Here is a 12,882-nt window from a genome sequence, read left to right as displayed (position 1 = left end):
TTAAAAAGTGAAGAATAAATACCCATTAAATTTGTTGATTTACGGCAATTCGTGAGAGTTTGTCGGCTGACTTGAGTCAAGAGGTCTAAGTCGATAGTGCTCTAATTTCTCCTGTTATATCGGCCTATACCCAAACTACTTCAAAATCTGAATTTAAGGTGGTTTGGGTATAGGCAGATGTTGAATTTAGACTCCTATCACGAAGGCCGAAACATGCAACTCAAAACTAGATTGTTTGGCAAGGTATACCAATTTGCTAGCATCAAAGAGGTTCTCGCAAAGGCCAATGAGATTCGCTCTGGTGATATTCTTGCCGGTGTAGCAGCAGAATCCATTACCGAAATGGTGGCCGCTAAGGAAGTGCTCTCTCGCATGACCGTAGCAGATCTTCGAAACAACCCTGTAGTTCCTTACGAAATAGATGATGTAACCCGAATTATTCAGGATGACATCAACGAGAGAATCTATGCGGGGATGAAAAACTGGTCTGTTTCCGAACTTCGGGAGTGGATTCTTGATTTCGACACTACTGGCGAGATGTTATTACGTGCCAGTCGCGGCTTAACTTCAGAAGTGATTGCTGCCGTATGTAAATTAATGACTAATGCCGATTTAATTTACTCAGCAAACAAGATTGAAGTGTTGGCGACTTGTAATACTACGATTGGTAAACGCGGCACACTTTCAGCGCGTTTGCAGCCAAATCACACTACCGATGATGTTGATGGCATTCGCATCTCAACTCTGGAAGGTTTGAGTTACGGTATTGGTGATGCCGTTATTGGTTTGAATCCGGTTGATGATAGTGCTGATAGTGTTTATCGCTGCCTGCATCAATTTGAAGAAATCAAACAGCGCTGGGAGATCCCAACTCAGAATTGTGTATTAGCCCACGTGACTACCCAGATGGAAGCGGTACAGCGCGGTGCTCCAGCCGATATGATTTTCCAGTCGATTGCCGGTTCGCAAAAAGGTAATGAAGCTTTTGGCTTTAACCTTCAGAACTTGAGCGATGCTGAACAATTAATGCTAAGTCAAGGTACTTGTACTGGTCCGAATGTTATGTATTTCGAAACAGGACAAGGCGCGGAACTTTCTTCTGAAGCGCATTTTGGTGCTGACCAGCAAACCATGGAATCTCGCTGTTATGGCTTGGCTCGTCATTATAATCCTTTCCTAGTAAATACCGTTGTTGGTTTTATTGGACCGGAATATTTGTATGACGGCAAACAGGTTATTCGTGCCGGTTTGGAAGATCATTTCTGCGGCAAAATGCACGGCCTGCCAATGGGCGTGGACGTTTGCTACACCAACCATATGAAAACAGACCAGAACGATAACGAGTCGTTAGCGGTATTACTGACCGCTGCTGGGTGTACCTATTTAATGGGCATTCCTGCTGGCGATGACATTATGTTGATGTATCAGACTACTGGTTATCACGATGTTGCAACGATGCGCGAATTATTCGGCAAAAGACCTATTCGTGAGTTTGAGTTGTGGTGCGAAAAAATGGGCTTTATGGAAAACGGCCGCCTGACCAAAAAGTCCGGTGACGCTTCTATTTTCCTGAAGTAACTGCCGAGGAGTAATACTTGATGATTTCAGAACAAGAACTGAAAAGTCTGATCGGCAAAGTGCTTTCGGAAATTAACCCGGATGAACTCAAGCCAGAACTGCTTCAGTCCCAAATAGAAGCTGCTACTGCAAGTGTCGTTAAAAGCACTAATGAAAGTGCAACGATAATTGATGATGTAGCAGATGATCAATTAGTCGATATTACCGAGATAGATACTTCGGAATATATGGCGATTGATAATCCAGAAAACCGTGAAGAATACATGAAGCTGAAGGCTAAAACGCCTGCTCGCTTGGGTATTGGCCACGCAGGGCCACGTTATAAAACACTGACTATGTTGCGTTTTCGCGCTGACCATGCGGTAGCAATTGATGCGGTTTTTAATGATGTACCTGACGAATTTATCGAAAGAAATCAGCTGGTTTCTTTGCAAACCCGAGTCGATGACAAAGACATGTATGTCACACGTCCAGACCTCGGAAGAATTCTTAACGATGCCAGTATTGAAAAGCTGAAAGCAGAAATGAGTCGCGATGCACGATTCAATGAAGCCCAGGTGCAAATTGTTGTGTGTGATGGTCTTTCTTCAACAGCGATTACTGCCAATCTGGAAAACATCCTGCCTGCATTAAAGCAGGGTCTGGAAGGTTACGGGTTAAAAGTCGGCAAGCCGATATTTGTTAAATACGGCCGTGTCGGTGCAATGGATCATGTTACCGAAGTTACTAATGCCGATGTCACTGTTTGTCTGGTAGGAGAGCGCCCTGGCTTGGCAACCGGTGAGTCTATGGGCGCTTATTTGACCTGGCGCGGAACGCGCGGAATGCCTGAAGCAAACCGTACCGTAGTTTCCAATATTCATAAGCGTGGAACACCGTCTGCAGAAGCAGGTGCCCATGTGGCGAATATTGTGAGAAAAATTGCTGACCAGAAAATGAGTGGCGTTGAGCTCAAGCTCTAGCATTAAAAAATTGAGGATAAAAACATGAAAGGCGATCGTCTCGGTGCATCGGTACTTAGTGTAAAAATGATCCCAAATGTTGATGAAGCTATGGCCAAGCAGTTAAAACTGCCCCAGGGCTGGCGCTCAATCGGTTTGATTACTTCAGATTGCGATGATGTGACTTATTGCGCACTAGATGAAGCAACCAAGCATGCAGAAGTAAAAGTGGTGCTGGGTAAGTCATTCTACGGTGGCGCTGCCAATGCGAATACCGCATTAGCGGGTGAAGTTATCGGTATTTTAGCTGGGCCAAATCCAGATGAAATTCGAAGTGGATTAAATAGAGCAATTGACTGTATTGAAAATGAATTTGCGTTTTATAGCGCAAACGATGAAGACAGCATTTGTTATTACGCACAGACCGTATCTCGCACCGGCGCTTTTTTAGCGGACATGGCGGAAACCGAAGAAGGTGGCGCGCTAGCTTATTTAATTGCCCCTCCATTGGAATCTATGGTCGGTATTGATGCTGCATTAAAAGCGGCTGATGTTCAGTTGGCGACTTTATTTGAACCGCCTTCAGAAACCAACTTCGGTGGTGGTTTGCTGACAGGTTCGCAGTCTGCTTGTAAAGCAGCTTGTGAAGCATTTGCTGATGCCGTTATCGCGATCGCTGACGAACCAAAACTTTTTTAATCAATGCCTGAACCAGACGGAATTAATTCATGAGTCAAGCAGCAGGTTTAATTGAAACCTTGGGATATCCCCCGGCCATTGAAGCGGCAGACGCAGCTGTTAAATCAGCTTGGGTCACCGTGGAAAGTATTGAGCTGGCAAAAGCTGGTTTGGTGACAGTAATTGTTCGTGGTGATGTTGCAGCGGTACAAGCTGCTGTGGCAGCAGGCAGTGAAGCGGCGGCAAGAGTGGGTACGGTGGTTTCCACCCATGTGATTCCACGTCCATCAGAAGAGCTTTGCGGTATTTTATGGACGCCAGGTTCCATTGCCAATCAATCCGCATCCAGTGTTTCAAGTAATGTGCTGACGCAGGAAACAGACCTTCAAGATGCAGAGGTTCAAAGAACAAAGGCTAAACAAGTAGTCATTGTTAATACCCCTGATATTGAAACTGCGCAAGTTGTTGAAAAACAATCTGAGCAGGTAAAGCCTGAGCCAGTAGAAAATTCTAATGTAATTTCAGAGACAACAGTAATGGATGCCGAGCAAGAGCAACCAGTGACTGATGAAACTTTGAGATTGCAGAAAACAATTAAGTTGCGGCAATTAGCCAGAAACTTCGAAGATTTTTCAATGAGCCGAAATGAAATTAAGTTCGCTAAGAAAAATCAGTTAATCGAAGCCATTTTGGCGCATTTAAGCAACGGTAATTCTAAATAGTAGGTGAGCTGATATGGAAGGACTGGACAGAGATTTACTGTCGGTTCAGGAAGTCCGCAACTTGATTCGCCGGGCGACTAAAGCCCAGCAAGTTTTTGCAGATTTCGACCAACAAAAGGTTGATAGCATTTGTCGTGAACTGGCTTTAGCTGGTGAGCGTGATGCGGTACGTCTGGCAGAAATGGCAGTTGCAGAAACTGGATTCGGTAAGGTGGAAGATAAAACCACCAAAAACTTGTTGGCATCCCGCATTTTGCTGGAATCCATCAAGGATATGCGGACCATTGGAATTATCGAAGAAGTTCCAGAAAAGAAGCTGATTAAAGTGGGTGTTCCTTTTGGCGTTGTAGCGGCATTAATTCCGTCGACTAACCCAACCTCAACCACCATTTATAAAGCTATTATCAGCTTGAAAGCTGGTAACGCGGTCATCATGAGCCCGCATCCTGGTGCATTAAAATCTATTAGTGAAACGGTTCGTATTTTAAAAGAAGTACTGCATCGCTGCGGTGTTTCTGAAGATATGATCGGCTTGATGCTAACGCCTACGCAAGAAGGCACCAAAGAATTAATGAGCAATTCAGGTACCGGAATTATTCTGGCAACTGGTGGTTCTGCAATGGTTCACGCAGCCTATAGCTCAGGTAATCCTGCGCTGGGTGTTGGGCCGGGTAATGTTCCTGCATTTATTGAACGGTCTGCTGATATCGAAAAAGCAGCACGTCATATTGTGCTTTCCAAGACTTTTGATTACGGCACGGTTTGCGCATCTGAGCAGCATGTTGTTACTGAATCTTGCATTGCAGAAAAAGTGAAGCAGGCATTAGTAAATGAAGATTGTTATTTCCTGAATCATTGGGAAATTGCAGCAATGGAAAAATTACTGACCAATGCTCGCGGCGGATTAAATGCCAAGGTGGTTGGTAAAAGTGCAATGGTTCTGGCTGAAATGGCTGGCATTACCGTTCCTGAAGGTACTCGAGTATTAGTTGCCGAGCAGCCGGTGGAAAATGTGGGTAAAAAATATCCATTTAGCTGGGAAAAATTATGCCCAACTTTAGGTTTCTATGTCGTTGAAGATAGCCACCAAGCTTGTAATCACTGCATCGAATTATTGACCTATATGGGTGCAGGCCACACTTTAGCCCTTCATACTAAAGATGACGCCTTAGTCCGCGAATTCGCGTTGAAGAAACCAGTGTCCCGTTTAGTTGTAAATACGCCATCTACCCATGGTGGTGTTGGCGCAACGACCGGAATTTCACCAGCATTCACACTTGGTTGTGGCAGTGTTGGTGGTTCCGCGACCTCGGACAATGTAACTCCGCTTAATTTGTTGAATATTCGGTATGTCGCTTATGGCATTTGTGAGCCAGAAGAATTGGCTGCAGCGCCAGTATGCTCAAGCACTGCTGAATCTTGTAATCAGGCAGCTGAAGTCGATGTCGACCAGTTGACCAAATTGATTATGCAACGTTTACAAAATATCTAATTTATACCTGACAGGAGAAAATTATTATGTCAATTACTAACGCACTGGGAATGATCGAAACCAAAGGTCTGGTTGGCGCTGTAGAAGCTGCTGACGCAATGGTTAAAGCAGCTAACGTAACTCTGGTTGGTAAAGAGATGGTTGGCGGTGGTCTGGTAACTGTAATGGTTCGCGGTGATGTTGGCGCGGTTAAAGCAGCAACTGACGCAGGCGCAGCAGCAGCTGAGCGTGTTGGAGAGCTGATCTCTGTACACGTTATCCCACGTCCACATAACGAAGTAGAAATTATCCTGCCTCAAACTCAGGTTAAGTAATTTTTTAAATCGATATTTTATGCATGAAGCGCTGTGTGCTTAAAATTTCGATTAAAAAGAACACCTGCCAGGAAAGTGCTGCAGCTTGATGTTTTTTAAGTTGCAGCGCTTATTGGGTAGCTGTTGGTTTTTTCCAGCAGCTATCTAATTGAAGTAATTGAATGGCAGCTAGTGCTGTAAGGCACAAACAAATCATAGAAAATACTACAAAGCGCAAAAAGAGACTTTAATCTGAATCTTTAGTTTTAATCTGAAAAGGTTCAGGTCAATAGTTTTGGACTCAGTTGAATAGCACGCAGTTGGTTTCTTATAGGAATTAATTGCAGTACAGGCAAAGAAATGAATCAGCAGCAAATCGTTCAGATTATCGACAAGGTGATTGCCGAATTTCAGGGAAAAAACACTATTCCTGTTGAAGCATCAGGTCGGCATGTCCATCTTTGCCAGAAGGATGTAGATATTTTATTTGGTCGTGGCCATCAGCTAACGCCAAAAAGAGAATTATCCCAGCCAGGTCAATACCTGTGTCAGGAACGAGTCAATCTTATTGGCCCTAAAGGCATGTTGCAAAACGTTGCTGTGTTAGGCCCAGCTCGCCCAGAAACCCAAGCTGAATTATCACGTACCGATGCTCGAATTGTTGGTGTAGATGCCCCAATCAGGGAATCAGGTAATGTGAAAGGTTCGCCAGGTTTAGTAATGACTGCCGGTACTAATTTTGTCACCTTAAACGAAGGTGTCATTGTTGCACGCAACCATATTCATATGACGCCAGAAGATGCCGAACGTTTAGGTGTTAAGGATAAGGATGAAGTTGACGTGAAAGTACAATGTGGCCGCGGCATTACGTTTAATGATGTATTGGTTCGAGTTAATTCTCGTTTTTCATTATCCATGCACATCGATTTTGATGAAGCGAATGCGGTCGATCTCATGCCGAACACTGTTGGTGAAGTGATCGCGAGATCCTGCTAGTCGGTTCGTTTTAAATAAATTTTATTTTAATTAGGCCAGTGTTTTATTTGAAATCGCTGGCTTTTTTGAAAGTTTGATAAAGCGTATGTGGCTAGCGTAGTTTCTGCGTTAGACAGCTGCTTTATTAGGAGTATTTCAATTGGCTAGCAATTTTGATTGCGAAAAGGTAAAACGCCGAATTGAGGCTGTCGAAAAAAGCCTTGAAGAAGTGGGTGAAATTACTGATCCATCCAAACTGGTTGTTGGTGTCGATTTAGGTACCGCATATATTGTTTTAGTGGTGCTAAACGAAAATGGGCAAGCTGTCGCAACTGAGATGCAGTTTGCCCAGGTACTTAAAGATGGCCTAGTGGTCGACTTTATGGGCGCCCAAAGAATTGTTCGCCAACTTAAAGAAAAGCTTGAACAGCGTATTTGTGAAAAAACTGGCAGAACTAGTTTTGAATTGCAATATGCCGCAATTGCCATGCCTTCCAATACCGCAGAAGCAGAATGTAAAGCCCATAAGTATGTGGTTGAAGCTTGTGGCTTAGAAATTATCAATATGCTGGATGAACCGACCGCAGCAAACCGTGTGTTGGAAATTCAGAATGGCGGCGTGATTGATATTGGTGGTGGCACTACCGGTTTATCGATATTTAAAGATGGCAAAGTCATTTACACCATGGACGAGCCAACCGGTGGTACCCATTTATCTCTGGTATTAGCGGGTAATTTCCGTATTCCATTTGATGAAGCCGAAACATTAAAAAAAGACAGTTCTCGCCATAGAGAAATTGTTGGTATCGTGCGGCCAGTAATTGAAAAAATGGGCACTTTGGTAAAAAACCATCTAGTGGGCCACGAAGTTCATAACTTGTACTTAGCCGGTGGTACTTGTTGCTTACCTGATTTTGAAAATATTATTGAAAAGCAAACAGGTGTAGCAACTCATAAACCAGTTAATCCATTTTTAATTACACCGCTAGGTATTGCAATTAGTGCTATGGATGCAATGCAGTTGAAAAATCAGGCAGCTGGAGGCCGTGTTTAATCATGATTAATGAGCAATTAATAGATCAGATTACGCGTACCGTGATGGCGGCTTTGTCAGATAATAGTGTGTTACAGGCACTGCAACCAAAGCAGGCATTGCGCGTTTTAGGTGCTATTCCAGAAGATTTATCTGATTTTGATTGCTATGAACTGCAGCCATTTTCACAAGGTGGTGGCGAAGATCAGCAGCCGATTCTAATTAGTGAAATGGATTTGCCTTTCTTAAGCCTGCTGGCTGAAGCCAAAGCAGAAGACGCTCGAGTTGAAGCCATTTTAAATGCACTACTTAATGGTGTAGATGTTTGGATATATGAACCAGGCGTTTCTTTTTTACAATGTCAGCAAACGGCTAACCCGGTTGTATTCTCATTGTTAGAAAAACGACTTGAGTCAATTTTTGCTTTTGGTGTTAGTAAGTACGTGCGCCAAATCACAGAAATCGAAGCACAATCTGGCAACAATGCGCCCCGAATTGACTCGGGAAAAATGCAAGAGGTTGATGTTAAAAAACTTTCCTGTAAGGATAAGGTTTGTTCAATTAATCAACCAGAGCTCTTGATTTCTGCCAAAGCCATATTAGATGGCAAGCTGATTCAAGAAAAGCAACTTCGCAGGCTCCACGAGCAAGGGCATAGTCAGGTTCAATTATGCACAGGGGCGATCATTACCCCTTTAGCCAAAGACTATATCAAGCTGCACAAACTTCGGGTTTACACCGCCGAAGAGCTTTAAATAGCGTGGGCAAAAATAAAACGCCATTCCAGCTATCTGGGATGGCGTTTTTTATATGGCAAAAAAATACTCAGTAGTTTTCAGGTACAGATGATTGAGTAATCTTTCCAATTAATGATTTCGGTAATACTCGCGCCAACCGGATAAGCCAACGAAGTGTAAAGGGAAACAAGAAGTCATTCTTTTGTTTTTGCATACCACGAATAATGTAATTGACTGCTTGTTGCTCAGTTATTTCAAATGGTGCAGGAATACCATCAGAAGCGACTCGCTCCGTCGCAACGAACCCTGGGTGTAATGACACCATCTTGATGTTCCATGGCTTTAATTCAATTCTGCAAGAATCAAACAATATTCGACCGGCAGATTTAGCAGCAGAGTATGGGCCTTGCATGGGTAAGCCGACGAAACCGGCTAATGAATTGGTTTGAGCAATCAATCCATGTTTTTGCGATTTCATTTGTTCAATTAGCGGAATCAAATAATTGACCATAGTGTCGTAGTTGATCCGCATGTTCTGTTTGACTTCATCGGCGCTAATCGTAGCCATGTTCATTGATGGCCCATCTCCGATGTTGAGCAACGCAGCATCTATATTGCCAAATCTGGCTGCCGCGGATTTAACAATTGCGCTTGCTGCATTCTGATCCAAAGCATCAGCGGTAATAGCTAAGCATTGGCCGCCATCGGCTTCGATAATTTGCTGCACCTGTTGTAGTAAGTCGCTACGCCGGGCAGTAATGATGATTTGATTGTTTTGTTGTGCCAGCTTGATCGCTATTGCACGGCCAATTCCCGAAGACGCTCCAGTAATCAGTACAGTCTTGTCCCTAAGCTGCATAGTTGCCTCTGTGCTAGATAGTCATGCTATCCAGAATTTTCTTTTTTATTTGTAAGCAGGTTAGCAAATAGTGCCGGTTGAAAGCTATAGAAGCTCTTTTCAAAAAAAGCTGACACTTTCAATATTTTTTGTATGTTTTTATTTATTCTATAGCAACAAATTTTCATGATTTAATGTCACATTATATTTTCATCTTGTTAAAATGCTACGTCAGGCATGAAATCGGTGTATTTAAAAAACATACAAAAGCAAGGGTTGAATGACTATGCAAATAGTGACTTTATCTTTGAGATTTATATGTTTTCCTCGTTAGTAAAATCGATGATATAAAAAAGTATAGAGGTATGTTGTGTTTAAATTATCAAAAACTTCATTGGCGGTGGTGTTGCTTGGGTTGCAGTCTTTTTCTGTTTCGCATGCTTTTACTCAGAGCGGTGCTGGTGCAGCTATTGTTGGAAATGGAACGCCAATGGGCCATGAATGGCTGACTAAAATGTCAGCTTTTGAAACCATCGGCCAATCATATGAAGGTCAGTATATTTCTGATGACCCGAGACGTAGTTGGCAGAAAGGTTTAGCTAAAAAGCCCAACTTACATATTGCAGCTCAGGCAGAACTAAACCGGTTAAAGCAACAAATTGTTGATGAAAATCGTTATGACTCGAAGTATGAATTTATTCGATCGGCGATTATCGGCCAGCGTTGGGTTGATATTGGCGGCTTTAGTGTTGCCAAAGGTCTGATCGGAAAATATGATTGTTTTGACCTGGTGGCACAAGAACCAGCCGAATTACAACAAGACCATTTCATGCGTCGATATGATGATATCGGTGGCCAAGGTGCGATTAATGCAGCGACTCGTGGACAACAAAGATTTATCGATCATTTCATAAATGCAGCCATGGCGTCACAACAGCAAATCAAAGTATGGGATGGTGGTGGCTATTCGAAAAAAGTCAGCGTTGACTATCGCTACTTCCTCTTTGGCCGTGCAGTACATATATTCCAAGATTCATTTAGCCCTGAGCATACTGTTCGCTTACCAGTTGATAATTATGAAATGGTTCGCCAAGTAAAAAGCTACTTATGTGCTGAAGGCTCCGAACAACATAGCCATGCAATCAAAGATCAGCTGACTTATGAGTCAGGCGATGTGATCTGGAATGAAGGCACTCGTGTTCAAACTGGTTGGGATAGTTATAATCCAGGAAACATGAAAGCAGTTGCTTTAACAGCGACTGAAGCCAGTAAAGATTTATGGGCGGCTTTTTTAAGAACCACTAGTGTGCCAAAGGCACAGCGTGAAGCAGTTGCAATGCAAGAAGCACAATCATTAGTGAATAACTGGCTGTCATTTAACAAGGCAGAAATGTTGGGTTGGTATGGCAACCTTTCCAATCGAGATGATAGTTATGTATTAATGGCGATGGAATCAGTTAGCCAAGGCGCTAATCAGCAGCAATGTATGGTTGGCCTTGGAGTTGAATCAGGTAATCAGCAGGAAAAGATTGAGCAGTTTGAGCAAGGTCGTGAAACCTGCTTGTATAACATTGAAGCTGAACCTGGATACGAAGATCTTTACGACCCTTATATGGGAATTCCGCTGAACTGGCGTTGGAAATATTCTAGCTGGCAAGATGCGCCAGAAGGTTTTCAGCTGCCACAGCCGGTTGCCAATAGTGGTCGTGATGTGACGATCCGTAGTCAATACAATGGCCACGCTATAACTGCTCCAGACGGATTATCTGATAACAATTGGATTTATAATCAATCAGGCTCGCCGGTTGTTTTCACTCAAGTACCTAATGGATTAAATCCAAATAGTTATTATTTCCGTGCCAGAGATAATGCCGATTTATTCTTAAGTTACCGTGAAGCTACTGGTGCGGTTAAACTTGAAAACTCGCCTAAGGAAGCCAGTTTTACTACGCAGTATTTAGGTGATGCAGCTTACTTGCTCAATGATTATTGGCAAGATCACATGTGGTTGAACAAACGCAGTAAATCGCCATATGTTACCGATGAATATGGCCGAGGTGATAAAGAAGCTCGTTGGTCGATAGAGCAGGTTGACTAGATAATTAACGGTCAAGTTCTGATAAGGGGCTTGACCGTTTTAATTTTTTTATAAAGCTAAGTTATTTTTTAAATGAGGCTATTTCATTGGCCATACGGATTTTCTAAATCATGCTGAACAATTAACCTTTGCAGCCTTGGCCGAGAAACACCTAGAACTTCACAGGCTTTACCTTTATGCCAGCGAGTGCTTGCTAGAATACGTGCTACATGTTCTTTTTCGATATCTTTCAGGCTAAGTTCAGTGAGCGGTCGTTGCTCACTGCTACCAACGGATGGATTGTTATTGGACTGAAGTGATAAATGCTCTGGCATAATCACATCGCCTGGACATAGCGCAACAGCTTTAGTGAGCGCATTTTCTAGTTCACGGACATTGCCCGGCCATTGGTGGCCCATTAATATATTGGTTGCAGCATCGGTTAAATGAGTGACTCGCCTTTCCATATTTCGATTAATTCTTTTTAATAATGTTTCAGCTAACGGTAGTAAATCTGACATCCTTTCTCGCATTGGAGGCAAATGAATATTGACTACCTGCAAGCGGTAAAACAGATCTTCTCGAAAGTTTTTTTCTTGAACGGCTTGTGCTAGATCGACATTGGTTGCTGCAATTACCCTAGCAGTACTTTTCATAGGTTTGCTGCCACCCAGCTGAAAATATTCTTGCTCTTGTAATACGCGTAATAATTTCGCTTGAATTGTCAGTGATAATTCACCGACTTCATCGAGAAATAAAGTGCCGCCATCCGCTAAACCGAACTTGCCGGTTTGGTCTTGTACCGCACCAGAAAATGATCCTTTTTTGTGACCGAACATTTCTGATTCGAGCAAAGTATCTACTAATGCCGCACAGTTGACTGCAACAAATGGCCCATCAGATGTTGGGCCAGAGCTGTGAATTGCTTTAGCCACCAGTTCTTTACCAGTTCCTGATTCACCAGTGATTAAAACGTTAGCGCTAGTAGAAGCTAAGCGGCCAATCATTTTAAATACTTTCTGCATCGCCTTAGAAGAACCGACCATAATTGAGCATGGTTGCCCCGGTTCGCAGTTATTACTACTAAAAACTTCTTTATTTTCAGCCTGTCGATAATTTAAAGCACGATCAATCGCTTCGTCTAATTCATCCAAGTCAATGGGTTTGTGGATATATTCATCGGCACCTTCTTTCATAGCGCTGATGGTACTGTCCATATCATGATGGGCAGTAATCATAATCACTCGAGCGCTGTTAGCTATTTGTTTAATTTCAGCAATAGTTTCTAGGCCGCTGCGCCCCGGCATACGAATATCTAGAATAATAATTGCCGGATCAACATGCGCGGCTTTTTGCAATCCTTGCTCGGCGGTATGTGCTAATGCGACGCGGAAACCACTTTGTTTGAAGTGGAGCTCCAGCGTACGACAAATCGCCTGATCATCATCAACAATCAATATGCATTCAGACATTGAAGCTCCATTTTTCAAAAGAATATGAATTATAAATTAAGTTAAA

Annotated in this window: 12 protein-coding genes; 10 read left to right on the top strand and 2 right to left on the bottom strand. The window is 42.9% G+C overall.

What is annotated here, in order from left to right; translation table 11 throughout:
• Positions 1–213 precede the first annotated feature (213 nt).
• The 9 genes from DC094_RS05640 (at position 214) to DC094_RS05600 (ending at position 8,467) form a co-directional block, all read left to right on the top strand.
• Positions 214–1,578, top strand: a complete 1,365-nt coding sequence (locus DC094_RS05640; RefSeq protein ID WP_116686223.1) for an ethanolamine ammonia-lyase subunit EutB — start codon at positions 214–216, stop codon at positions 1,576–1,578.
• Positions 1,579–1,598: 20 nt separating this feature from the next.
• Positions 1,599–2,540 (top strand): ethanolamine ammonia-lyase subunit EutC, encoded by a 942-nt coding sequence (gene eutC / locus DC094_RS05635; protein WP_116686073.1) that lies wholly within the window; start codon positions 1,599–1,601, stop codon positions 2,538–2,540.
• 24 nt (positions 2,541–2,564) lie between these two features.
• Complete coding sequence (gene eutL / locus DC094_RS05630) at positions 2,565–3,218, top strand: ethanolamine utilization microcompartment protein EutL (protein WP_116686072.1); 654 nt, start codon at positions 2,565–2,567, stop codon at positions 3,216–3,218.
• Positions 3,219–3,247: 29 nt separating this feature from the next.
• Positions 3,248–3,919: a BMC domain-containing protein gene (locus DC094_RS22830; RefSeq protein WP_116686071.1), complete on the top strand. Its 672-nt coding sequence runs from the start codon at positions 3,248–3,250 to the stop codon at positions 3,917–3,919.
• 13 nt (positions 3,920–3,932) lie between these two features.
• Complete coding sequence (locus DC094_RS05620; RefSeq protein WP_116686070.1) at positions 3,933–5,411, top strand: acetaldehyde dehydrogenase (acetylating); 1,479 nt, start codon at positions 3,933–3,935, stop codon at positions 5,409–5,411.
• Between the two features lie 26 nt (positions 5,412–5,437).
• Positions 5,438–5,725 (top strand): BMC domain-containing protein, encoded by a 288-nt coding sequence (locus tag DC094_RS05615; protein ID WP_116686069.1) that lies wholly within the window; start codon positions 5,438–5,440, stop codon positions 5,723–5,725.
• Between the two features lie 339 nt (positions 5,726–6,064).
• A complete protein-coding gene (pduL, locus tag DC094_RS05610; RefSeq protein WP_116686068.1) occupies positions 6,065–6,700 on the top strand; it encodes a phosphate propanoyltransferase in 636 nt (211 codons plus the stop codon).
• A gap of 139 nt (positions 6,701–6,839) precedes the next feature.
• Positions 6,840–7,733: an ethanolamine utilization protein EutJ gene (eutJ, locus tag DC094_RS05605; RefSeq protein WP_116686067.1), complete on the top strand. Its 894-nt coding sequence runs from the start codon at positions 6,840–6,842 to the stop codon at positions 7,731–7,733.
• Between the two features lie 2 nt (positions 7,734–7,735).
• Positions 7,736–8,467 carry a hypothetical protein gene (locus tag DC094_RS05600; protein WP_116686066.1) on the top strand — a complete coding sequence of 244 codons (732 nt, stop codon included), beginning with the start codon at positions 7,736–7,738 and terminating at the stop codon, positions 8,465–8,467.
• 70 nt (positions 8,468–8,537) lie between these two features.
• Here DC094_RS05600 and DC094_RS05595 read toward each other — a convergent pair whose 3' ends face one another.
• Positions 8,538–9,308: an SDR family NAD(P)-dependent oxidoreductase gene (locus tag DC094_RS05595; RefSeq protein ID WP_116686065.1), complete on the bottom strand. Its 771-nt coding sequence runs from the start codon at positions 9,306–9,308 to the stop codon at positions 8,538–8,540.
• Positions 9,309–9,657: 349 nt separating this feature from the next.
• Between DC094_RS05595 and DC094_RS05590 the strand changes: the two genes are divergently transcribed.
• Entirely contained in the window at positions 9,658–11,385 is a 1,728-nt protein-coding gene (locus tag DC094_RS05590) for a hypothetical protein (protein WP_206605572.1), read from the top strand.
• Positions 11,386–11,468: 83 nt separating this feature from the next.
• Here the strand turns inward: DC094_RS05590 and DC094_RS05585 are convergent, their stop codons facing one another.
• Positions 11,469–12,836, bottom strand: a complete 1,368-nt coding sequence (locus DC094_RS05585; protein ID WP_116686064.1) for a sigma-54-dependent transcriptional regulator — start codon at positions 12,834–12,836, stop codon at positions 11,469–11,471.
• Positions 12,837–12,882: the final 46 nt, after the last annotated feature.

Origin of the sequence: Pelagibaculum spongiae (assembly GCF_003097315.1) — a bacterium.
Taxonomy (GTDB): domain Bacteria; phylum Pseudomonadota; class Gammaproteobacteria; order Enterobacterales; family Pelagibaculaceae; genus Pelagibaculum; species Pelagibaculum spongiae.
The sequence above is the reverse complement of the archived record's forward strand: the minus strand, read 5'-3'. Positions and strand labels throughout refer to the sequence as shown.